Below are 22,603 nucleotides of genomic sequence, written 5' to 3'. Positions count from 1 at the left end.
GCTACACGGTGGAACGGAACTGTTCGACGATGGCGTCGCGGATCGCCTCGGCCGGCGGCGGCTCGCGCCCCGGCCCGAGCACGAGGCCGATGGCGCCGAGATCGTGGCCGCGGGGGCTCTTGACCTCCACGACGAGGCTCGACAAGCCGCTTTCGGGGTCGCGCACGAAGCCCTGCGCGCGGGCGGCGAGCGCCGCGCCGATCCGCGTTTCGCCGAAGCGCGGCGTCGAGCCGGCGTGGAAGGCCGGGTCGGCCTCCGCATTGGCGGTCACGGCATTGAGGCAGAAAACGCGGTCGTCGTCGACGATCGCCCAGAAGGCGGCGCCCCTATGCTCGCTCGCGAGCGCATCGAGGAGCCGCTGGTTGCGCTCCATGGAACTGCGCGGGGCCGCCAGGAGCGTCAGCTTCTCCTCGTCGAGCAACGCGCTCGGCACATCGGCGATGGACGCGCCGTCGCTCATGACGATGATGCGATGGCACAGCCCGAGCAGTTCCTCGAATTCCGAGGAAATGACGATGACGGCCGTGCCGGCCGCCGCGATGTCGCGCAGGATGGCGTAGATCGACGAGCGGGTGCCGATGTCGACGCCCTTGGTCGGCTCGTCGAGGATCAGCACCTTGGGCTCGAGCAGCAGCCAGCGGGCGATGATGATCTTCTGCTGCATGCCGCCGGAGAAGTTCAGCAGGCTGTCGTCCATCAGCCGATGGGCGGGAAGTTCGAGGCGGGCGAGCAGCTCGTCGATCTTTGTCTGCAGCCGGCCATAGCCGAGGCCGAAGCCGCGGTGCCGGCCGAGATGGGCGAGGAGCAGGTTCTCCTTCACCGACAGGTCGGGCACGATGCTCTGGCTGCGCCTGTCCTCGGCGACGAGGCCGATGCCGGCGCGGATCGCCTCGGCCGGCCTGCGCGGCGCGAAGGGTTTTCCCGCGAGCGTCAGCGTGCCGCCGGCGCGGGGCCGCAGGCCGAAGATGGCCTCGACCGTCTCCGAACGGCCGGCGCCGACGAGGCCGCCGAGGCCGAGGATCTCGCCGGCGTGCAGATCGAAGGACACGTCGCGGACAAGGGGCGGGGATTTCAGGCTGCGCACGGAGAGAACCGGCGCGCCGCGCGCGGCCTCCGCTTCTGCCGGCTCCGCATAGATGGCGCCGAGCTCCCGCCCGACCATGAGGCGGATCAGGTCCGTCTGGCTGAGCGAGCGCGTCTCCACCGAGGCGGCCACCGTCCGGCCCTCGCGCATGACGGTGATGACGTCGGTGATGGCGAAGACTTCCTCGAGCCGGTGCGAGACGAAGACGATGGCACGGTTCGACGCCTTGAGCCGGGTGATGATCTCGAACAGCCGCTCGACCTCGCCGGGGCTGAGCGAGGCCGTCGGCTCGTCGAAGATGATGAGCTCGGATTCGAGGGCGAGTGCCTTGGCGATCTCGACGAGCTGTCGCTGCGCGGCCGAGAGTTCGCGCACCTCCACGTCGAGGGTGAGCCCATGGTCCTGCCCGAGCTCGGAAAGGATCGCAGCCGCATCGCGCCGCATGGCCGCGCGCGAAAGCCACCCCGGCTGGCCGAGCCGCGGGAGAAAGATGTTCTCGAGCACCGAGAGGTCCGGCGCGAGGCTCGTCTCCTGCATCACCATGGCGATGCCGACATCGAGCGCCTCGCGCGGTGATTTGAGATCGAGCGGCCGGCCCTTGTAACTGATCGTGCCGCCGTCGCGGCGCACATGGCCCGAGATGACGCGCGACAGCGTGGACTTGCCGGCGCCGTTGGCGCCGAGGAGCGCATGCACCTCTCCCGCATTGAGCGTGAGGCGAGCCCCGGCGAGCGCCTTCGTGCCGGCAAAGTTCTTGGTGATGTCCTGCGCTTCGAGCAGGACGGAGCCTGAAGGATTCATGATGCCATGCCGATGCCCGGCCGGCCGGTTGATGCCGGCCGGCCGGAGCCCGTTACTGCACTTCGTTGGCGAAGACGGTTTCCTTGATGGTCGGCAGGATCTGGTCGATGTTCTTGCTGGTTGCCACGACGATCGGCACCAGGATTTCCTTCTCGGGCTTGCCGCCCTTCAGATGCGTGAACATGGCCTCGGCCGAACGCACGCCCATGAGATAGGGCTGCTGCATGCCGGAGGCGACGATCTCGCCCTTCTTGAGAAGGTCGATGAAGTCCGGGATGCCGTCGAAGGCAGCGACCAGCAGCGTGCCATCGCGGCGCGCCGCCTTAATAGCCCTGAGCGCACCAACCGTCGGCTGGTCGGTCTGGATGAACATGCTGCGCATATCGGGATTGGCGGTCAGCATGTCCTGCGTGAATTTGAAGGTCTCGTCGGCCGTGTAGGACTGCATCTGCTGCAGGCCCGCCTCCTTGGTGATGCCGGCTTCCTTCATGGCCTCGCGGAAGCCCGCCGTGCGCGCCTGGCCGTTCTTGCGGGCTTGGGAAATGGTGATGAGTCCGAAGGAGCCGTCGGTCCAGCCCTTCTCCTTCAGGGCCTCGGCGAGGGCTTTGCCGACGCCATGGGCGCCTTCCTTGTTGTCGGAGATGATGAAGGAAACATAGTCGCCGCTGTTGGTGCCGATATCGGCGATGACGACCGGGATCTTGGCGCGCGCGGCGAGCGTCAGCACGCTCGGGGCCGTCGAGGAATCGGTCGGGGAGATGATGATGCCGGCGACGCCGCGGGCGATCGCGTCCTGGGCGTTCTTCAGCTGCGTCTGGGCGCTGTTGTGCGAATCGAGCGCCTGGTAGCCGTAGCCCTCTTTCTTGGCGACCGACTCGACGCCCTTCGACAGATAGCGCCAGAAGGGCAGATCGAGGCCGGGCGTCAGATAGACGATTTCCTTATTCTGGGCCTGCGCGCCCCCCGTGCCGAGCCCGATGGTCAGGGCAAGGGCTGCCATCGTTTGAACAACCAAGCGTCTTTTCATCACGTTTCCTCCACTGGACCGGACCGTTCCGGCTGGTTTGTTGCCCTCTTAGCGACCCGCAGGCAATCGGGCGAGCATTTAGCTTTGTCTCGGCTTTTCGTCGCGCTCGTTCAGGATCGACAGGGTCGTCGTATAGATCCGCTCGATGTGGCGGCCGAAAGCCGCGACGGTCGCCTCAGAATCGCGCGTTCGCAAAGCCTGCATGATCGCCAAGTGATCCTCGTAGCTCTTCTCGATCGCGCCAGGATACGACATCGCTGCCCGGCGATGGTCGAGCATGTAGGTATAGAGGTCGACGACGAAGGCGGCGAGGAGCTGGTTGCCCGCGCAGCTATAGACCGCGACATGAAACTCGCGGTCGCAGATCAGGAAGTGGACGGGGTCCGCCATCGTGCTCCGCTGCATGACGAGCGAGCGCTCCAGCCGCGCGAGCGTGTCGTCGTCGATCCGTGCGGCGGCGTCCGCCACGACCGCCCGCTCGACCAGGAGCCGCGCATGGTGCACGGAATCGAGATCATAGCTGTTGATGGCGCTCGGACTGGTCACGCCGATCTTCAAGCTGTCGATATCCGCCCGGACGACACGCGTCCTGAGCCCCTGCACCACCTCCACTACGCCCTTTGCGGCCAGGCTCTGAATGGCGCCGCGCACCGTCTCGCGGCTGACCGAGAGGAGGGCGGCAAGTTCCCGCTCGCCCGGCAGCTCGTCGCCGACCTGGAGAATGCCGGACGCGATGAGCGAGGCCAGCTTGTCGCTGATCCTCTCCCGGACCGTATGCTTGGCGATCTCCGAGCGAAAGCTCGGGACCAGCGCCGGTAAAACCCGTTCGTTCCTACGCGCACTCATGTCTCAGCTGGCCGGCGTTGCTGTCCTACTGGTCGGTTGACCGGACCACGAAATCAGCACGCGGGTCTCGGGGTGTCAATCACATGACGCGGGCACATCACGCAGGCAGATGGTGCAGGTGCTTCGGAGCGGATACACGCGCGTTGCGATCACACGGAACGACCGATAGATTCGAAGTCGTGTCTCCGATGATAAGCTCCTCGCGATCGCCGCTGTCGGACCCGCTGCGATGGCCGTCGCCCGAGGCGTTCACCCCGCTTGAGATCGGCCACGTCCATCTCTGGTCCGTCGATCTCAGCGCCGTCGATCCTTTCGGTTCGGCGCTGCCGCTCAGCTCCGCCGAGGAAGCGCGGGCGATGGAGTTCCGGTTCCTGCGCGATGCTCACCGGTTCAGGGTCGCCATGTGGATGCGTCGCTCTGTCCTCGGCCGTTATCTCGATCGGGACCCGGCGAAAATCGCGTTTCGCGCGGGAGCCTACGGCCGCCCCGAGCTCGATGAAACCGGCGAGCCTTCGCGCCTGCGCTTCAACGCCAGCCATAGCGACACTCTGAGCATCCTGGCGGTCACTCTACAGGACGACGTGGGCGTAGATATCGAGATCCCGCGTCCGCTTCCCGACTGTGTCCAGCTGGCGCGCGACACATTCCATCCGCTGGAGGTACGGGCCATCGAGGGTGTCGCGGGCCAAGCCGAGCGGGAGGCCGCCTTTTATCGCTGCTGGACCCGCAAGGAGGCGCTGGCCAAGGCCGTCGGACTTGGCTTCCATCTGCCGTTCAACAGCTTTGCCGTGGAGGTGAGCCCACGCTCGGACCCGGCTCTAGTCGCGGTCGAGCGCGAGGCGGCGATTACCCAGCAATGGGCGTTGCGGGACATCTCGGTGCCGCCGCAAGCCTATATCGCCCTGGCAATGCGGCAGCCAGTTCGGCAGATCGCCGCCTGGTCATGGCGGCCCTTTGCGCTGCGAGGCTGAACCAGGTCAGGCGGCCCAGCGCAGCACGAGCGGATCGAGCCGGCGCGCGACGTCCAGCAGCCCCGCGCGGGTGGCGGGATGGAGCTGTGGGAATGGCGCGCGCGGCGCGTCGCAGGCGATGATGCCACCCTCGCGCATCAAAGCCTTGCAGGCGAGAAAGCCGCACTGCCGGTTTTCGTAATTGATGAGCGGCAGCCAGCGCTGATAGGCCTCGTGCGCCTCGTCCCGGCGTCCGGCGAAGAACGGGTCGGTAATCTGCCGGATGCCGTCGGGATAGCCGCCGCCGGTCATGGCGCCGGTGGCGCCGGCCTCGAGATCGGCCATGAGGGTTATGCCCTCCTCGCCATCCCAGGGACCTTCGACGGCAGTGCCGCCTTCCTCGATCAAGCTGCGCAGCTTGCCGGCCGCACCCGCCGTTTCGATCTTGAAATAGGCGACATTGGCGATCTCCCGCGCCATTCGCGCAAGAAAGCTCGCCGAGAGCGGCGTGCCCGCCACCGGCGCGTCCTGGATCATGATGGGGATCGAGATCGCGTCTGACACGGTCCGAAAGAAGTCATAGGTCGCCGCCTCGGGCACGCGGATCGTCGCGCCGTGGTAAGGCGGCATGACCATGACCATGGCGGCGCCAGCCGCTTCAGCCTGCCGCGAACGGGCGGCGCAGGCGCGGCTGCTGAAATGGGTGGTCGTCACGATCACCGGCACGCGCCCGGCGACATGGCCGAGCATCGCGTCCGTGAGCAGGTCGCGCTCGGCATCGGTCAGCGCGAACTGTTCCGAAAAATTGGCATGGATGCAGAGGCCTTCAGAGCCCGCATCGATCATGAAGTCGAGGACGCGCTTCTGCCCGGCGAGGTCGAGCTCGCCCTTCTCGTCGAAGATGGTGGGGACGACGGGGAAAACACCGCGATAGGGGCGCCGCGCAGGGGATGTCATTGGCCTATCCTTCTGTTGGAGGGTGCTGCGGGAGATCAGCTTGCGCCGAGCCTCCCCACACCCGCTGCGATCCGCTCGACCTCGGCCAGGATCGCGCGGCCGGCAATGCCGTCGCGCAGCCCCGCGGCAACGATGCTGCCCGCCTCTCGCTGAAAGATGATGTAGCCCGGGTGCCGGGGCCGGGTCCAGACCGTCTCCATTGATGATCTAACCGCTGAGTAGAAACCGTTAAACATTGTGTCGTTCGCGGGCGCGCTCCAGGCGGAGACGAGCGCTGGCTGGCCGTGGTGAGAGGGGATGAGGCGGTCCTGCACCTCCTCGGACAGCATAAAGGCGATGAAGGCCAGTGCGTCCTCGCGCCTGTCGGAGAAGCGTGAAAGGCCGAGCGCCGTTCCGCCGATCGCCGAACCGGCGTGATAGGGCGCGACCGCGCCGGCGAAATCGGCGAAAGCGAGCGGCTTGCGCATGTCCGCCTCGCCGTAGGTGGCATAACCGTAGACCGCCGGGCAGTAGACCACGTCGTCCCGCGCCACCATGGCGTCGTGCAGGTCGATGCTGTTCCAGGCGATCGCCTCCGGCGGGCACAAGGCCAGAAGCTCCCGCAGGAGATCGAGGGCCGCGAGAAAGGCCTCGCCATCGAGGGTCAGCGGCTCGCTCGGGGAGGTCTGCCAGGGCCGCCCTGCATTGGCCATCAGCGAGCTGATGGTCATCAATGCATGCGGCGTCTCGATGGCGATCCCGAGATGGAGCCCACGCTTTCGCAGGCGTGCGCCGAGCGCCAGCGTCTCCTGCCAGGAGCGCGGCACCGGCTCGACACACTGGGCGAGCAGGTCGGGACGGAAGATCGCATGCTGGGTCGCGGCATCGATAGGCGCTCCCCAGATATGGCCGCCCAGGCGATAGGTCGCGAGGCTCGGGCCGATATAGCGCGCATCGGCCGAGGAGCCCAGGATCTCGGGAAGATGGACATCGAGCGGCACGAACAGGTCCTGCGCGGCGATATCCCCACAGAACGGATGGTCGAAGACGACGAGATCATAGGCGCGCGCGACGCCGTCCATCCCCTGGTGCTCGAAGTCGCTCAGCGACCGAACCTCCAGCGCCAGCGAGATCTCCGGCCGTATAGCCTTGAACGCCTCGCGCGCCGCCTCGAGCGGGGCTACGGCACGCCGGTGCCCCCAGCACAGGACCTTGAGCGTGCTCATGCCGGCCGCCCCTCGTTGCGGCGCTCGACAAGGTGCAGATGCTCGCAGGCGAGCACGACTTCGTCGCGCTGATTCAGCACCTCGACCAACTCGACAAGCATGCCGTAGCCCGGCTTCTTGTGCTCGCGAAGCTCCTTATAGGTGGTGCGCACGCGGATGGTATCGCCGATGAAGGTCGGCCGGATGAAGCGCAGCCGGTCATAGCCATAGGACATGCTGCGCGGATTGATGACACTCGCCGCCATGCCGATGCCGACGCTGAAGACGAGGGTGCCGTGCGCAATGCGCTGCTTGAAGGGCTGGGTCGCGCACCAGTCCGCGTCCACATGATGGGGATACCAGTCGCCGGTCTGGCCGGCGTGCATGATGATGTCCGCTTCGGTGATCGTGCGGCCGGTCGTGAGATGCGTCTCGCCGATCACATAGTCTTCGAGATACTTTTCGACGATCATGCCTTGACCTCTCCGATTGCGTATTCCCTGCGGATTTCTTCGGTGTGTTCGCCGACCTTGGGGGCCCCGCGTGGGGTGGCGAGCCGCTTCCCGTCGATGCGGATCGGGCAGCGGGTGGTGACGAGCTTGGCGCCGCGGGCGTTGACGACTTCCTGCAGCATGCCGAGCGCGTTGAACCCGTCATGCGCGACGAGCCGCGGCCAGGTGAGCACGTCGGCGCACCAGATATCCGCGGGTTCGAGGACCGCAAGCCATTCGGCTGTCGTGGAGGTCTTCAGGTGATCCCACAGGATCTGCTTGATGGTGTCGCGATGGGTGAACCATGTCTTGGCGTCCACATAGGGCAGGAGCGCCTCGCAACCGATGAGCTCTGCCAGCCGGCCGACCGGGTTCATGGCGATGGCAATGAAGCCGTCCGCCGTCTGGTAGATGCCATAGGGGGCGCTGAGGTAGGCGCTGGCGCTCCCGAGCCGGGAGCGCTCCGGCGGCGTGCCGTCGCCGTTGAGGAAAGTCGTCAGAAACTCGAACTGCAGGTCGAGCGTCGATTCCATCAAGCTGACGTCGACACGGCCGCCACGCCCGGTGATGCCGCGGCGCACAAGATTGGCGAGAATCCCCTGCACGAGATGAGCGCCGGTGATGATATCGGCCACCGCCACGCCCACGGCCGTCGGCGCGTGATCGGCGTCGCCTGACAGCCAGGTCAAGCCGGACAGCGACTGCACGAGAAGGTCCTGGCCCGGCTTGTCGCGCCACGGCCCTTCCTCGCCGTAACCCGTGATCGAGCCGTAGACGATGCGCGGGTTCACCGCGCGAACTGCCTCGTAGCCGAAGCCGAGCCGTTCGATGACGCCAGGGCGGAAGTTCTGGATCATCACATCGGCGCGCCGCAACAACTGCCAGATCTGCGCGCGGTCGGCCTCGTCCTTCAGATTGGCCGCAAAGCTCCGCTTGTTACGGTTGATGGTGTGAAAGATGGTGCTGTCGCCATCGAGCTGCAGATTGGAGACATAGAGCTGGCGGCTGAGATCGCCGCCGTCTGGCCGCTCGATCTTGATGACATCCGCACCGAGATCCGCCAGGCGGAGCGCGGCGGAAGGCCCAGCGAGGAACTGGCTGAAATCGAGCACCAGCAGCCCCTTCAGAGGAAGCTCGATAGCCTCCTCCGTGTTGATGTTCTGATTGTCGTGCATGTGTCTATTGTCGTCCGTGCTGGCCCGGTCAATTCATCACGAGGTTCGGAAGGGCGAGGGAGAGCGAAGGGATGGCCGTCACCAGGGCGAGGACGGTCATGAGCGCAAGAAGCAGTGGCAGGGATTCCCGCACCGTCTCGACGAACCGCACGTGCAAGGCGCTGCTCGTCGTGAAGGACAGCGTCCCGACGGGTGGCGTGACCCCGCCGAGCGTCAGGTTCAACACCATGATGATGCCGAACTGGATCGGGTCGATGCCGAGCTTGACCGCAACCGGCGCCAGAATTGGCGTCAGCAGGATTAGCGCAGCCGTGCCCTCGATGAGCATGCCGACGAAGAGTAGAAGGATATTGACGAGGAGCAGCATGACGTAAGGATTGCTCGTCAGCTGCACGAGGGCATTGGCCGCTTCCGTCGGTATCCGCTCCCACACCATATAGTAACCGAACGTGGATGCCGCGCAGATGATGAGCATCACGACAGCAGTGGTGTGCAAGGTCTCGCGAATGATTCCGGGCACATGTTTCCACTTCAATTCGCGGTGCATGAAGACGCCAATGAGCGTGGCATAGACCACCGCGATGGCTCCGGCCTCGGTCGGCGTGAAGAAGCCATTGCGGATGCCGACCACGATGAAGACCGGCAGAGTGAGCGCCCAGCCCGCCTCGAGAATTGTGCGGCCGAGTTCTGGCCCACTCATCATCCGGGTGCGGATCGGGGCATAGCCACGTCGCTTAGCGACGAGGTAGACCGCGATGAGAAGCGCCAGGGTCAACACGATGCCGGGTACGATGCCGGCGATGAAGAGCCGACCCACCGACACATTGGCGAGATAGGCATAGACGATAAGGCCGATGCCGGGAGGGATGATGACGGCGATGATGGAGGAACAGGCCGTGACCGCGGCGGCGAAGCCCGGCGCATAGCCGCGGCGGATCATTGTCGGGCCGAGCATTTTGGCGAGCATGGCGGCATCCGCATTGGCGGACGCCGTGAAGCCACCCATCAGGGTGGCGAGCAGCACGCTGATCTGCGCAAGCCCGCCAGCAAAATGGCCGACAAAGGCGTCCGCCAGTTTCAGCAGATTGCGGGTGATGCCCGCGCTGTTCATGATGCTGCCGGCAAGGATGAAGAAGGGCAGCGCCAGGAGCGGGAAGGAATCCGTTGTGGCGACGATGCGCTGGGCTATGAGGTCGAGCGGCAGATCGCCTCCGAAGAGGAAGAACAGGAAAGCCGGTGCAATCATCGCGATCGCCACCGGAACGTTGATGGCAAGCAGTGCAAGCATCAGGAAGGCGGGCCAGAGCGTCATGCCGCATCTCCTGCGCGAAAGCGGCGGGTCATCGCCATGAGGTGGCGCAGCGCCATGACCGTGAAGCCGACTGCGGCCGCGCCATAGGTAACGCTCTGCGGAATGCGCAGAACTGTGGTCGGCACGTCAGTCGTCGACAGGGTCATGCCGATTGCGAGCCAGGCGACGGCCAGCAGTGTTGCGAGCACGACGAGGTCGGCAACCGTTTGCAGGATCCGCGCAATCGGGCGCGGACAGATCGCCAGCAAGGCGTCGACGGAACTGTGCTCACGCCGCAGAAAGGCGGCGGCCGCTCCGACGAAGACTGCCCAGGCGAAAGCGATGGAGGCCGCCTCCGACGTCCAGCTCGCCGGCGTGGCGAAGACATAGCGGGTCAGCACTCCCCAGGAGACCGACACGACGATGACGAGCATCATCACGGCGGCCAGAATTTCCTCGAAGGTGAGCTGCGAAAAGGAAAGGACATCCTCTTCGCCCTCCCGCTCAGCGACCTTATTCATGACCGAACTCTTCTCTCAGCCATCCATCTTGCGTGGCGGCTCTACTTCTGTCGTCGCCCCCGCCGGATGGTGCGGAGGCGCGGCCGGGCAAGGCGTCAATTGTCGAGGATCTTGCGGATCTCTTCGTAGAGCCCCGGCGTCCAGTTCGGGAAAGCCTTGTAGACGGGGGCCGTGGCGGCCCGATAGGCGGGCAGATCGACATCCGTGACCACGGTGACACCCTGCTGCTTCAGGTCCTCGAGCAATTTCTTATCGTTCTCGATGGTCAGCGCGGTCATGCGCTCGCCAGCCTTCTCGGCCTCCTCGACCAGGGCGTCCTGGATGTCCTTGGGATAGCTCTTGAAGAGCTTGTCGTTGATCACGAGTCCCACGAACTGGGTGAAATGCCCCGTCAGGGTGAGCGTCTTGCGCTGTTCCTGCAGCTTCGAGGCCGTCAGCGAGCCGAGCGGCGCCTCGACCGCGTCGACGACGTTCTGAGCGAGCGCGCCATAAACCTCCGTCCAAGGTAGCGGCACGCCGCGCGCGCCGAGCGCTTTGAACGTCTCGACCCAGATGGGATTGGGCGCGATGCGCATGGTCACGCCCTTGAGGTCGTCCGGCGAGCGGAACGGCTTGTTGCCGAGCATGTTGCGCACGCCGAAGAAGAAGTTGAAGGCGATCGGCCGCAAGCCGACCTTCTCGCTTTTCTCCAGGAGGCCGCGATAGAGATCGCTCGCCAGAAGCTTCTTGAACTCGGCCGGATTACTGATGAGATACGGCCCGTTGAGGACCCCGAAATCAGGGACGTAGTCGGCCATGAATCCGGCATCGGCAAGTTGTATGATCGGTGCACCCTGCCGCACCTGCTCCAGCATGTCCTTGTTGATGCCGAGCTGCTCCGATGGAAATACTTGGATCTGGACGCGGCCCTTGGTGCGCTCGCCGACGGCCTTTGCGAATTCCTCGGCAACAATATGAATGGGCTCGGTCGGCGCCAGCGCATGGGCTAGCCGCAGCTTATACTGCTGGGCCGATGCCGCGTTGGGCAGAAGAGCAAGTAAGGCCGCTCCAAACGCCATTCCAGATAGCAGAGCTTTCAATGTTTCTCTCCCATGGTTTCCGCTCGCATGTGCGAGGGCTTCGTGTCTGTCGAGCCCAGTGCCTTACGAGCGGTTTCGCGAGCCGCAGCCGCGGCAGAAAGCGGTTGACCAGTCAGTCCTATAATTTCATATTTGACGTTATAAACTCATAGGTGAAATTGAATGCATGTCAAGCAGGAGGCCGAACGGACAGCGGGGGCGCCCGCATTGGAAAAGGGCCTCGACCTCATCGAAGCTCTGGCGGAGGAACCGGAAGGCTTGACCCAGAAAGCCGTAGCCGATCGCGTCGGCCGGTCCGTCAACGAAATCTTCCGCATGCTCGGCGTGCTCGAGCGCCGCGGCTATGTGGCGCGTGACGCGCGTGGCCATTACGCCCTGACGCTACGGCTGTTCGAGCTCGCGCACCGCCATCCGCCGGAGCGCCGCCTGCTCGAAGCGAGCTTGCAGGCCATGGAGGAACTGGCGGCCACGGTCGGCCACGCTTGCCACCTCGTCGTGATGCACGCCAAGCATCTGCTCGTGCTCGCGCAGGAGCAGCCGGATTCCGTGCTGATGGGCTGGTCCGTCCGGCTCGGCGCGGCTTTTCCCATGGCGGAGAAATACGCCTCCGCACGTGTCATCGCGGCCTTCCAGCGCCCTGAACGGCAGGCGGAGCTCGTTGCCATCATGGCGGCGCAGGAGGGGGCCAGTCCGCCGGCCGCCATCAAGGCCAAGCTCGATGCGATTGCGGCCGCCGGCTACGACTATGCACCGAGCGGCATCGCCTTCGGGGTCACGGACGTCAGTTGCCCTGTCCTCAACCATTTCGGCCAGGCGATCGCGGCTTTGACGGTGCCCTACATGTCGCAGCCGGACGTGGAAGTCTCGAAGGAGGATCTGATCGGGGCCGTGCGCTCAGCTGCCCGGGTGATTTCTGTCGCGATGGGGGCGCCGCGAACGGACCAGGAGGAGGGCGCCAACGGCGAATGACTCCCCGCCAGTCTCGGCGCTGTACCCTGCGGGAGCGGATCGGCATGACCTAGGGGCCGGCACCCGAGGGTGTCATCGCGTCGTCATCAAAGCGGTGTCTGAGATGTTCTCCATGAAGGACATGGTGCCCGTTCAGTTCGCCGCCGTCGCGAAGCCTTCGGAGCATGCGCGCGCCGCGCCGCCGCCCGTCCTGGCGCTCGAGAATTTCGGCGTGGCGATCCGCCAGGGAGGCGCATCCGTGCCGGTGGTGCACGGCATCGAGCTTGCGCTCGCACCCGGCGAGGCGCTCGGCATCGTCGGGGAATCCGGCTGCGGCAAGAGCATCACCTGGCTGGCGGCCCTAAGACTACTGGGGCCGCGCGTCACGATCTCCGGTCGCGCACTCCTGGCCGGCCGAAATCTCGCCGGGCTCGGTGAGCGGGAGATGGCCGGCATCCGCGGCGGGCGGATCGGGCTTATCTTCCAGGACCCGGCGAGTTGCCTCAATCCGGTGCGCCGCATCGGCTGGCAGATCTGCGAGGCGCTGGCCCTGCACCGCGGCCTGCACGGAGCCGAAGCGCGCTCCGAGGCGCGGCGTCTGCTCGACCGGGTCGGCATCGCCGACGCCGAGCGGCGGCTCAACCAATATCCCCATGAACTCTCCGGCGGCATGAACCAGCGCGTGATGATCGCCATCGCGCTGGCGGGCGAACCGGACGTGCTCATCGCCGACGAGCCGACGACCGCGCTCGATGCCACCGTTCAGGCGCAGATCCTCGATCTCCTCCGCGACATTCGCCGCGACACCGGCATGGGGCTCGTGCTCATCTCGCACGATCTCGGTGTGGTGGCCGACCTGTGTGACCGCGTCGCGGTCATGTATGCCGGGCGGATCGTCGAAACGGGAGAGGCCGACAGGCTGCTCACAGCGCCACGCCACCCCTATACGCAGGGCCTGCTCGCGGCGCTGCCGGACTTGGCCGGCCCGCGGGTCCGGCTGACGGCCATCCCCGGCACCGTTCCAGCGCCGCACGCCCTGCCGCCCGGTTGTGCCTTCGCACCGCGCTGTGCCCAGGCCGCGGCCCTATGCGACACCAAGGTGCCGGTGCTCGCGGTGGGCCGCGACGGCCATGGGCTCGCATGCCTGCGGGGCGAGGCACTGCCTGATACCGGCCAGCGGCCGCGCAAATTGGCGGAGGCGCTGGCTTGAGCGCGCTCCTCGTCGCGGACAATTTGACCAAGCATTATTCGGTGGCCAGCGCGCATGGCGAGCGGCGCATGCTGAGAGCCGTCGACGGGGTCGACCTTGCCGTCGTCGCCGGTCGCACGCTCGGCATCGTCGGTGAATCCGGCTGTGGCAAGTCGACGACTGCGAGGCTCGTGCTCGGTCTTGTGCCGCCGACCGGCGGCCGCGTGCTCTTTGCGGGCGAGCCGGTGGGAGCCATGCGTGATGCACGCTGGCGGGCGCAGCGGCGCATGATGCAGATGGTCTACCAGGATCCGCTTGCTGCGCTCGACCGGCGCCTCAAGGTCGGCGAGCAGGTGATGGAGCCCTTGGTCATTCACGGCCTCGGCGCCAGTGCCACCGAGCGGCGTGAAAAAGCCCTGTCGCTCTTCGCGGCGGTCGGCCTCAGGCCCGATCTCTTCGACCGCTATCCCCATGAATTGTCCGGCGGTCAGCGACAGCGCGTGGTGCTTGCCCGCGCTCTCGTGCTCGAACCGAAGCTCGTCGTCTGCGACGAAGCGATTTCCGCGCTCGACGTGTCCGTGGCCGCGCAGGTTCTGAACCTGCTGCAGGACCTGCAGGCGAGCCTCGGCCTGACCTACCTCTTCATCAGTCATGATCTCAAGGCGGTCCGCCAGATCGCCGATGACGTCGCGGTCATGTATCTCGGCCGCGTCGTCGAGCAAGGCCCGGCCGAGGATCTGTTCCACGCGCCGGCGCACCCTTATACCGAGGCGCTGATCTCAGCCGTCCCGACCCCGCGGCGCCATGTTGCAAAGCGCATCCTGCTCGCCGGCGATCCGCCCAATCCGGTGGATATCCCGACCGGCTGCGCCTTTCATCCGCGCTGCCCACGCGCCAGCGAGCGGTGCCGCTCCGAGCGCCCGGTTCTGCGCACGACGGCCGAGGGTCGGCGTGTCGCCTGCCATCTCGTCGCGGGCGTGCCGGAGCTGTCTGCCGCGTGAGCGCCGGCAACCATCGCCAAACTCGTGCCAGGAGCCTCTGATGACGCAAGAAGCAAAGCCGGTCGCCGATCGCGTGATCGTGGCTGTGTTCGACGGGCTTCGGCCCGACATGGTGACGCCCGAGCTCACGCCGAACATGATGCGGCTGGCGGCTCGAGGTACCTGGTTCCGAGAGGCGCGCAGCGTCTTTCCATCGGTCACGCGGGTCGCCACGACCTCCATCGCCAGTGGCGCGCCGCCCACCGTGCACGGCATTATCGGCAATGCCTTCTACCATCCGGCTGCCTTCCCCGACCGCGTCTTCGACACCGGCCGGATCGAGCATATCCGCCGCGCCGAGGCGGCGCATGAGGGCCGTTTCGTCGACGCCGAGACCTTGGGCGATGTGCTGGCGGGCGCCGGACGGCGCTTAGCCGTCGTCCATACCGGGTCTGGCGGTTCTGCGCATATGATCAGTCCCCGGGCCCGCGCGAACGGCCATTGGACCTTTTCGGTGCACGGTCCCGATGCGACCCAGACGCCGGAGGCGGTGGCGGAGGCGGTGCAACGCATCGGTCCGCTGCCGGAACGCGAGCTGCCGCGCCTGCCGGATGCCCGCTATGCCGGCCAGGTGATGACCGATCATGTGTTGCCGATCTTGCGGCCGGATGTTGCCCTCGTCTGGTTCAACGAACCCGATACCTCCTTCCATTATCGCGAGATTGGCTCAGACGACTCCAAACGCGCACTCGCCGAGGCGGACGCCGCCTTCGGCCGGATCCTCGACTGGGTGGAGAACGAGCCCGACGCGGAGCGGATCGCGGTGATCGCTGCATCCGACCATGGCCAGATCGCCACCAGCGCCGCCGACCCGCTCTTCGCCGATGCGGGGAGCGCCGGATTTGCAATAGGCGAACGGGATGCGCTCGCCGATGCCGCCTTCGTCGCGACGGGCGGACGCAGCGGCGAGATCCGTCTGCTCGGCGGCGACCGCGCGGCCTTGTCGCGTCTGGCGGCCTGGTTGATGGAGCATCCGGCCGTGGGCCATGTCTTCGCGCGCGGCCGCAACGAGGTGGACGGGGAGCTACCCGGCACCTTGTCGCTCGACCTCGTCGGACAGGGCCATGCCCGGCAGGCCGACCTGATGTTCGTGCTGAAGTCGGACGTCGCGGATGATCGCTACGGACTGCCGGGTCGTGGGCTTATGACGCCGGGGGATGTGCCCGTCGGGGGCGGCATGCACGGCGGATTGAATCCGCACGAACTGAACACGGTACTCATCGTCGGCGCCGAGACCGCCGAAGGACGCGGCATGCGCTCCTCGGCACCGGCCGGCATCATCGATATCGCGCCGACGGTGCTCGGGCTCCTCGGCTTGCCGCCGGCCCCGACCATGGTCGGCCGCAACCTCGCGCTTCCGCCGCGCGCCGAGCCGAAGGTCACGCGCTTCTCGGCAGAGAGCGGCGCCTTTCTCCAGCATGTCGATATGGTGGAGCAGGACGGCCGACGCTTCATTGTCGGCGGTCACTAGCAGCCTCGACAGCGCAGTCCTGCTCGTTGCGAACCGTCCGTGCCGGTGGGGAGCCCGATCGTCGCAACGCGCGAAGAACGGCTCGCCCCGGCTGCAGCGAGAAATTCGGGCTCGCTCTCCAAGATTTGGAAGGTTCATCTATTTAGAGATGGATGGCTATAGCTATTAATTATCTTCAAATTCTATGAAACTATTGGGTTGTGGTCACTCCCTTCGGTTGTGCTGTTTACTGACCTCGTCTTCGACTGTTTCGATCAACAGATTGGATGAGAGACATGGTCACCGAACCGAGTTGGCTGAAAGTGGCACGCGATTCCATCGGTATGCGGGAGATTCCGGGTCCGGAGCACAACGCGACAATCGTCGATTGGTGGAAAGGAATGGGGGCGCCGTTCCGGGACGACGAGACGGCCTGGTGTGGTGCATTTCTGGACCATTGTCTGAGGGCCGCGGGCGAAGAGGTCGTCGACACCGGACAGGTGGCGCGCAACTGGCTCAAGCTGCCCGTCACGCTCGATGAGCCGGCGGTCGGCTCCATCGCCGTGCTGTGGCGTGAATCGCCGACGTCCTGGAAAGGCCATGCTGGCTTTCTCGTCGGCAAGGACAGTGATGGCAATCCACTGGTGCTCGGCGGCAACCAGGACGACGGCGTGAACGTCAAGGCGTTCCCTGCTTCGCAGGTTCTCGGCTACCGTTGGCCGAGCGGGCAGCCTGATCCTGAATTGCTGAAAATCCCTACCTTCACCGATGAACAGGTGGCCGCTTGGAACACGCCGCCACAGCCTGCGCCGGATCTTGCTGCGCCGTCGGTGCCCGAAAGCGCGACAGATGGGGCCGTCGCCGAGACCGCGCCAAACCCTGCCGCATCGGCTGATCCGGTGGTCCCGGCTGCGACTGCAGATAGCCAGCATCGGGATGTCATCGTCGTCAGGACGACGCGTTCCGCCACGCCGGAGAGCGGGCCGTCGCAGGATGAGGCCGTAGCCGATGCATGCGCCGAGGCCGTCGATGAGGTGGCCGACCAAGGCAAGACCGCCGAGGCGGGTAGCGACGGCAGGTTCCTCGATATGCTGCGCGCATTCGTCGAGGCTGTTTCTCGCGACGAGTCGATTGTCATCTCGAGTGATCCTCAGGACGGCGGAGCCGTTGCGCAGCCATCATCTGGCGAGCATGCTGCGCTCGACAACACGAAGGCTCCGGAGAACAGGAAGCCGTTCTCGCTCGCCGTAGAGGCGCTCGATAACGCGGAAGGCTATATGCCATATATCGGTGTCCGCGAGGCGGAGCAGGACGTCTGGGCGTAGACCTGCCGTGACCGTCTTCTGTTCTTCGAAAGGCCGCCGTTCATCTTGAGCGGCGGCCGCTGGGAGCGCTGCATCCCAAGCTGTTCGGCGGATAGGTTTGTGGTCGTGCCGTGCGTACTATGCCGCCCGAAGACGCCCTATGCGCCGCGCCGCCGTCATGAGAAATCCTGCAGGATGTTATTCCCGTGGAATGACAAGGGCTGGTGCGTATGGACGGGCCCACATCCGCCGAGATGGCCGGGACGTGCCCGGCCATGACGACAAACGAGCAAGAAGCCGTGCTTGGTGAAGGCGCTGTCCCGCGAGGGAAGCGCCTCAAGCGCGATCGAAGCTGAGGTTGTCGGGCCGCAGATCCATGAAGTAGAAGGTCGTCGGCCGCCAGGCGATGGAGCGCTTGATGGCATAGGCCTCGCTCGGCTGGTAGAGGATGGTCGCGGGTACCTCGTCCTCCCAAACGTCCAGCATTTGCGCGAAGAGCGCCTTGCGCTTGGCCGGATCGGTTTCCGCCTCGAGCGCGCGCCCGGCTGTGTTAAACGCCTCCGCGCTCTTCCAGAAGCCCGAGGTCTGGATTTCGCCGGCTGGCCCCCAGGCGACCCAGATCGCGCCGAGCGGATCGGGCAGGCGGGTCGAATTCGACCAATTGAAGATCTGCGCACCAGGACCGCGCAGCTGCGTCGAATTCTCGACGACCTGGAGGGAGGCGTTGATGCCCACCGCTTTCCACATCTCGATCATGATCTGCGCCGCTTCGACGGCATTGGTGTAGTAGTTCGCCTGGGTGCGGTAGACGATCGGCTCCCCCTTGTAGCCGGCTTCCGCCAGAAGGGCCTTCGCCTTGGCGGGGTCATAGGGGAGCTTCCGGCCTTCCAGATACATCTGGCCATATTCCGGATAGTTGTGGCTGGCCGGCACCTTGGCGGTGCCCTGCCACAGGGTGTCCACCAGCTTCTGGCGGTCGATCGACGAGGCGAGCGCCTGGCGCACGCGCTTGTCGGCGAGCACTTTGTCCTGCTCGTTGAAGACGAGCACATGGACATTGGCGAGCACCACCGAACGGACGTCGATATCGGGATAGCCGGCAACGACGCTCATCTGGTCGGGCGGCACGGTGGTGATCAAGTCGTAATCGCCCGCAACGAGACCGGCCACACGGGCGGCCAGTTCCGGCACCCGCTTGAAGGTGACGCGCTCGGCGGTCGGCCGGCCCATGAAATAGTCGTCGAAGGCCTCGAGTGCGGTTGCATCGGCGGCGTTATGGGAGACGACCTTGTAGGGGCCGGTCGCCACCGGCGCCCTCGAATAGGCGTCGAAACCCATCTCCTCATAAGCGCGCTTGTTGACGATCCAGGCGCACCAGGAGGCGAGCCGCTGCTCGAGCAGCACGTCGGGCACCCGCGTGCGGAAGCGGACCGTATAGGGGTCGACCACGTCGCAGCCGGCGAGAATGCCGAAATAGGGGCGCGCGCCGGGGATCTGCGGCTTCTCGCCCCACATGCGGCCCTCGCGGAAGGTATAGGCGACGTCCTCGGCGGTGAGCTCGTCGCCGTTGTGGAACTTGACGCCCCGGCGCAGGCTGACGATGAGCTCCTGCGGGGACTGGCGCTCCCATTTCTCTGCCAGATGCGGCTTCAACTCGGAGCCGCCGCCATCGGGCGAGCCGAGAAAATCGCGGCGGATGAGCGTATCGAAGATCGAATAGGTGACGCGCGTGCCAACGTTCGACAATTCGCGCGCGGGTTCGAGGGTCGCCGGGAGATCGGCGACCGCGACTGTGAAAGTCGGCCGGTCGGCGGCGGCAAAGGCGGAGCCGGCACCGAGAACGAGCGGTGCGGCAACAGCACCTTCCAGGAAGCGGCGGCGCGAGATCGTTAGCATGGGGGCTCCTTCAGTCAGGGGGCGGGCCGGGTCCGAACAGGATGCGGCGGCTCTAGAGCTCCTCTCGCGCCTTGAATCGCGAACGGAGCCCTAGTTTCTTGATTCAACATGTTTTCTTGACGCGAACCGGTATCCACTTGGCTCGAAAACGCTCTAGCCAAGTTCGACGACAGTGCGGTGACGGCCATCAAGGCGAGCGTGCGAGACGAGGATCATCGAGCAGGATGGCGTCCGGGCCGAGCGCGGTGAGCGCCGCCAGGCCGGGGGTATCGACATGGCCCGTGGGGAAGGGCGGCCATTCGCCGGGCAGAGGCGTGCTGCGGGGCTGGCCGGTCATGATGGCGACGCCGAGCCCTTCGGCGCGGGCCGCCGCCACGCGGGCGGGCGTGGCGGTGCCTTCCCAGAGGCGAAACCAGGCGGCGCCGGCCTGCCGCGCGGCGGCAACCGCGTCGGGATCCGCCAGGAAGGCGAGAACGGGTACCGCCGGAGCAAGGGCATGGGCCTCTGCGATCAGCGCGGGATGGCGCAAGCCGAGCAGGATGCGCTCGGTTGCCCCGCCCGCCTCCACTGCCGCGAGGATCGGCGCGAGACAGTCCGGCTGGGTGAGTTTCACATCGAGCAGCAGGCCGAGCGGCGCCGAGGCCGCCATGGCCTCGGCGAGCGTCAGCACATGCGGCACGAGCTGGCGGATGGTCGCGAGGTCGAGATCGGCCACCTGTCGGGGATCGCCCGCGAGGCGCCCAAGGTCGGCATCGTGCAGGCAGACGAGGACTCCATCGGCCGTGAGCCGCAGGTCGGTCTCGACCGCGTCCGCCCCGGCCTTTGCCGCAAGGTGGAATGCTTCGGCAGAGTTCTCCACCGCGAGCAGGGCGCCGGCGCGATGGGCGATCACGCGTGGGGGGCCGGATCTCGGCACGCGCCAAATGGAGTGCTGCATGGAGTCAGGTCCTGCCGTCGAGCGTCGGGTCGAGCCGGTCGCGCAGCCAATCGCCGAAGAGGCTCATCGAGAGGGTGGTGAGAAAGATGGTGATGCCGGGCAGCACCGCGATCCACCAGGCATTGAGCAGGTAGCGCCGCCCCTCGCCGAGCATCAAGCCGAGCGAGGTGCCGGGCGGCTGCACGCCGAGGCCAAGGAAGGAGAGCGACGTCTCGAGCAGCACCGTGCCGGGAAAATTCAAGGTCGCCTGCACCACCAGCGAGGCGATGATGTTCGGCAGAAGGTGGCGGAAAATCACGCGTGCCGTGCCGGCGCCAAGCGCCTCGACGGCCATGATGTAATCGCTCGCCTGTTCGGAGGCGACGAGACCCCGCGTCAGCCGGGTGTAGCGCTCCCAGCCGTCGAGGCTCACGAGGAAGATGAACAGGAGAATGTTGTTGCCGAAAAAGGCGAGCAGCGTCAGCGCCAGGAAGAAGGCGGGGATGGCCGCTTGCGCATCGACCAGCATCATCACCGCCTGGTCGACGGCTCGCCCGAGGCGGGCGGCGGCAAAGCCGAGCAGCGTGCCGACCACAGCGCCGATCAGCGTGCCGCAGACCGCGATGAAGATCGAGGTGCGGATCGCATAGATGATCCGGCTCAGGAGGTCGCGGCCGAGATGGTCGGTGCCGAGAACGTGAGTCAGATCGCCGCCGAAGAAGACCGGCGGGCGGAAGCGGGCGGCGAGGTCCTGGGTCGCATAATGGGTCGGGGCGAGCCATTCGGCGCCGAGCGACACGACCACCATGAGCAGCAGGAAGGCGACGGCGGCGGCAATCGTCGGCGGCATGGAACGGCCGCCCGCCTGTCGGCGTGGCGGTGTGGTGGCTGCATCGAGCGCGGTCATCGGGCGGGTGCTCCGGCCGGCTCACCCCACCTGCCGAGGCGCGGGTCGAGCATGGTGTGCAGCACGTCGACGAGGAGATTGGAGAGGACCATGATCAGCGTGATCGTCAGGATGGCGGCCTGCACCACCGGCAGGTCGCGGGTCGCGACAGAATCGACGATGAGGCGGCCGAGGCCGGGCCAGGCGAAGATCGTCTCGGTGACGGCGCCGCCGGCGAGGATCATGCCGATTTCGATGCCGAGAAACATGAGCAGCGGCACGGCCGCATTCGGCAGAGCATGCTGCAGGAGCACGCCCAAGGGACGCGCGCCCTTGGCGCGCGCGGCCCGAATGAAGGGCTTGCCCATGACCTCGAGCATGGAGGTGCGTGCAAAGCGGGCGAGGCGGCCTGCAAGCGGAAGCGCGAGCGTCAGCATCGGCATGATGAGATGGGCGGGCGTCGCCGAACCGGCCGAGGGCAGTACCCGGAGCTTGAGCGCAAACAGCAGGATGAGCAGGATGCCCAGGAAGAAGATCGGGATGGAATAGCCGAGCACCGCCGAGGCCATGGCGAGCCGATCAAGCGGGCCGTTGTGCTTGAGAGCGGCGCCGATGCCGAGCGGCAGGCCGATGAGAAGGGCAAGCAGAAGGGCCGAGCCGCCAAGGAGTACGGTTTTGGGCAAAGCGTCCGCTACGGCCTCGAAGGCCGGCCGGCCGTCGGCGAAAGACACGCCGAAGTCGCCCTGCAGCACGCTTCCGAGATAATGCCAGTACTGGGCATAGAGCGGCTGGTCGAGGCCCCACAGCTCCCTATAGGAGGCGATCACGTCCGGAGGGGTTTCCGGCGGCAGCATGATGGCGACGGGATCGCCCGCCACGCGCAAGGCGAAAAAGATGGCAGTGACACACAAGAGCAGCGTCAGACATGCGCGCCCGGCCCGCAGAGCCAAGAAACGCAGCATCGGCGAACTCGTCCGAAACGCAGCAACCATGCCGGTGCCAATGCTGCCTTTCGATGACAGCTGCATGACGGAAGGCGTGAGTGTCTCCGACCTCGGCTATTCGGTGGCCAAGCTTGGCCATGCGGCGCTGTGCTCGAAGGCCGGCGCGCCGCTCGGGCGATCGCTCAAAGCAACCGGCACTGATGCCGAGGACAGACGAGACGACCCCGGGAGCGGATGTTCGAGGATTTCGTGCGTCTATCTCAGACGTGTCGGCCAGCCAATTCTCACGAGAACATCGTCGGGGCCGTTGAGCGCGAACTCATACATCCCCCAAGGCTTTTCACTTGGACCCTCCTTCTCGATGATCTCGCCCGCAAATCGGGCGGCCAGCTCATCGACATCAGGCCGATAAAGATAAAGGCCGAAGGGATTGCGTCCTGCCTCCAGCCAGCCTTCCACTGCTGGTGCAAGGTGGACGAAGCCACCGCGTCCGTCCGACATCATCCGGTAATCGTCGGGACTGCCTTCGTCGCGTTTGAAATCGAGACGTTCGAAGAACGCCTGCGCAGCGTCCAAGTCGTTGGTGGGCAGGATGGCCGTCAATCTCTGGTCCACGTGAGCCTC

At 66.0% G+C, this 22,603-nt stretch carries 21 protein-coding genes; 6 read left to right on the top strand and 15 right to left on the bottom strand.

Annotated elements, in window-relative coordinates:
• Position 1 precedes the first annotated feature (1 nt).
• The 3 genes from ACFQU1_RS06720 to ACFQU1_RS06710 all read right to left on the bottom strand — a co-directional run bounded on the left by ACFQU1_RS06720 (position 2) and on the right by ACFQU1_RS06710 (position 3,758).
• A complete protein-coding gene (locus ACFQU1_RS06720) occupies positions 2–1,885 on the bottom strand; it encodes a sugar ABC transporter ATP-binding protein (RefSeq protein ID WP_378130598.1) in 1,884 nt (627 codons plus the stop codon).
• A gap of 52 nt (positions 1,886–1,937) precedes the next feature.
• Positions 1,938–2,912 carry a substrate-binding domain-containing protein gene (locus ACFQU1_RS06715; protein WP_378130596.1) on the bottom strand — a complete coding sequence of 325 codons (975 nt, stop codon included), beginning with the start codon at positions 2,910–2,912 and terminating at the stop codon, positions 1,938–1,940.
• A 78-nt stretch (positions 2,913–2,990) separates the two neighbouring features.
• Positions 2,991–3,758, bottom strand: coding sequence for a FadR/GntR family transcriptional regulator (locus tag ACFQU1_RS06710; protein ID WP_378130594.1), 768 nt, complete (start codon positions 3,756–3,758; stop codon positions 2,991–2,993).
• Between the two features lie 83 nt (positions 3,759–3,841).
• Between ACFQU1_RS06710 and ACFQU1_RS06705 the strand changes: the two genes are divergently transcribed.
• Positions 3,842–4,729 (top strand): 4'-phosphopantetheinyl transferase family protein, encoded by an 888-nt coding sequence (locus ACFQU1_RS06705; protein WP_378130591.1) that lies wholly within the window; start codon positions 3,842–3,844, stop codon positions 4,727–4,729.
• Between the two features lie 6 nt (positions 4,730–4,735).
• On the opposite strand, the gene ACFQU1_RS06700 is transcribed toward ACFQU1_RS06705, so the two are convergent.
• The 7 genes from ACFQU1_RS06700 to ACFQU1_RS06670 all read right to left on the bottom strand — a co-directional run bounded on the left by ACFQU1_RS06700 (position 4,736) and on the right by ACFQU1_RS06670 (position 11,385).
• Positions 4,736–5,665 (bottom strand): dihydrodipicolinate synthase family protein, encoded by a 930-nt coding sequence (locus ACFQU1_RS06700; RefSeq protein WP_378130589.1) that lies wholly within the window; start codon positions 5,663–5,665, stop codon positions 4,736–4,738.
• 35 nt (positions 5,666–5,700) lie between these two features.
• Positions 5,701–6,870 (bottom strand): ABC transporter substrate-binding protein, encoded by a 1,170-nt coding sequence (locus tag ACFQU1_RS06695; RefSeq protein WP_378130587.1) that lies wholly within the window; start codon positions 6,868–6,870, stop codon positions 5,701–5,703.
• On the bottom strand, positions 6,867–7,322 hold the full coding sequence (locus tag ACFQU1_RS06690) for a MaoC/PaaZ C-terminal domain-containing protein (RefSeq protein ID WP_378130584.1): 456 nt from the start codon (positions 7,320–7,322) through the stop codon (positions 6,867–6,869). The genes ACFQU1_RS06695 and ACFQU1_RS06690 overlap by 4 nt, the downstream gene beginning before the upstream one ends.
• Entirely contained in the window at positions 7,319–8,497 is a 1,179-nt protein-coding gene (locus ACFQU1_RS06685) for a CaiB/BaiF CoA transferase family protein (RefSeq protein ID WP_378131592.1), read from the bottom strand. Before ACFQU1_RS06685 ends, ACFQU1_RS06690 begins: the two co-directional genes overlap by 4 nt.
• Positions 8,498–8,543: 46 nt before the next feature.
• Positions 8,544–9,827 (bottom strand): TRAP transporter large permease, encoded by a 1,284-nt coding sequence (locus ACFQU1_RS06680; RefSeq protein WP_378130582.1) that lies wholly within the window; start codon positions 9,825–9,827, stop codon positions 8,544–8,546.
• Positions 9,824–10,327, bottom strand: coding sequence for a TRAP transporter small permease (locus ACFQU1_RS06675; protein ID WP_378130580.1), 504 nt, complete (start codon positions 10,325–10,327; stop codon positions 9,824–9,826). The genes ACFQU1_RS06680 and ACFQU1_RS06675 overlap by 4 nt, the downstream gene beginning before the upstream one ends.
• Before the next feature lie 95 nt (positions 10,328–10,422).
• On the bottom strand, positions 10,423–11,385 hold the full coding sequence (locus ACFQU1_RS06670; RefSeq protein WP_378130578.1) for a C4-dicarboxylate TRAP transporter substrate-binding protein: 963 nt from the start codon (positions 11,383–11,385) through the stop codon (positions 10,423–10,425).
• 183 nt (positions 11,386–11,568) lie between these two features.
• Between ACFQU1_RS06670 and ACFQU1_RS06665 the strand changes: the two genes are divergently transcribed.
• The 5 genes from ACFQU1_RS06665 (at position 11,569) to ACFQU1_RS06645 (ending at position 17,358) form a co-directional block, all read left to right on the top strand.
• Positions 11,569–12,375, top strand: a complete 807-nt coding sequence (locus tag ACFQU1_RS06665) for an IclR family transcriptional regulator (protein ID WP_378130576.1) — start codon at positions 11,569–11,571, stop codon at positions 12,373–12,375.
• 112 nt (positions 12,376–12,487) lie between these two features.
• The gene (locus tag ACFQU1_RS06660; RefSeq protein WP_378131590.1) at positions 12,488–13,564 is read left to right on the top strand and encodes an ABC transporter ATP-binding protein; all 1,077 of its coding nucleotides are present in this window, start codon (positions 12,488–12,490) and stop codon (positions 13,562–13,564) included.
• Positions 13,561–14,544, top strand: coding sequence for an ABC transporter ATP-binding protein (locus ACFQU1_RS06655; protein WP_378130573.1), 984 nt, complete (start codon positions 13,561–13,563; stop codon positions 14,542–14,544). The genes ACFQU1_RS06660 and ACFQU1_RS06655 overlap by 4 nt, the downstream gene beginning before the upstream one ends.
• Positions 14,545–14,584: 40 nt before the next feature.
• Positions 14,585–16,054 (top strand): alkaline phosphatase family protein, encoded by a 1,470-nt coding sequence (locus ACFQU1_RS06650; RefSeq protein WP_378130571.1) that lies wholly within the window; start codon positions 14,585–14,587, stop codon positions 16,052–16,054.
• Between the two features lie 275 nt (positions 16,055–16,329).
• Entirely contained in the window at positions 16,330–17,358 is a 1,029-nt protein-coding gene (locus tag ACFQU1_RS06645; RefSeq protein WP_378130569.1) for a TIGR02594 family protein, read from the top strand.
• A 315-nt stretch (positions 17,359–17,673) separates the two neighbouring features.
• Here ACFQU1_RS06645 and ACFQU1_RS06640 read toward each other — a convergent pair whose 3' ends face one another.
• The 5 genes from ACFQU1_RS06640 to ACFQU1_RS06620 all read right to left on the bottom strand — a co-directional run bounded on the left by ACFQU1_RS06640 (position 17,674) and on the right by ACFQU1_RS06620 (position 22,594).
• Entirely contained in the window at positions 17,674–19,233 is a 1,560-nt protein-coding gene (locus tag ACFQU1_RS06640; RefSeq protein ID WP_378130567.1) for an ABC transporter substrate-binding protein, read from the bottom strand.
• Positions 19,234–19,420: 187 nt separating this feature from the next.
• Positions 19,421–20,170 (bottom strand): glycerophosphodiester phosphodiesterase, encoded by a 750-nt coding sequence (locus ACFQU1_RS06635; protein ID WP_378130565.1) that lies wholly within the window; start codon positions 20,168–20,170, stop codon positions 19,421–19,423.
• 4 nt (positions 20,171–20,174) lie between these two features.
• Positions 20,175–21,056 (bottom strand): ABC transporter permease, encoded by an 882-nt coding sequence (locus tag ACFQU1_RS06630; protein ID WP_378130563.1) that lies wholly within the window; start codon positions 21,054–21,056, stop codon positions 20,175–20,177.
• Positions 21,053–21,997, bottom strand: a complete 945-nt coding sequence (locus ACFQU1_RS06625; protein WP_378130561.1) for an ABC transporter permease — start codon at positions 21,995–21,997, stop codon at positions 21,053–21,055. The genes ACFQU1_RS06630 and ACFQU1_RS06625 overlap by 4 nt, the downstream gene beginning before the upstream one ends.
• Before the next feature lie 237 nt (positions 21,998–22,234).
• A complete protein-coding gene (locus tag ACFQU1_RS06620) occupies positions 22,235–22,594 on the bottom strand; it encodes a glyoxalase (protein WP_378130559.1) in 360 nt (119 codons plus the stop codon).
• Between the last annotated feature and the right edge of the window lie 9 nt (positions 22,595–22,603).

The organism is Chelatococcus sp. GCM10030263, assembly GCF_042666455.1.
GTDB lineage: Bacteria > Pseudomonadota > Alphaproteobacteria > Rhizobiales > Beijerinckiaceae > Chelatococcus.
Note: the sequence above shows the minus strand (reverse complement) of the source record. Positions and strands in the feature narration are given on the sequence as shown.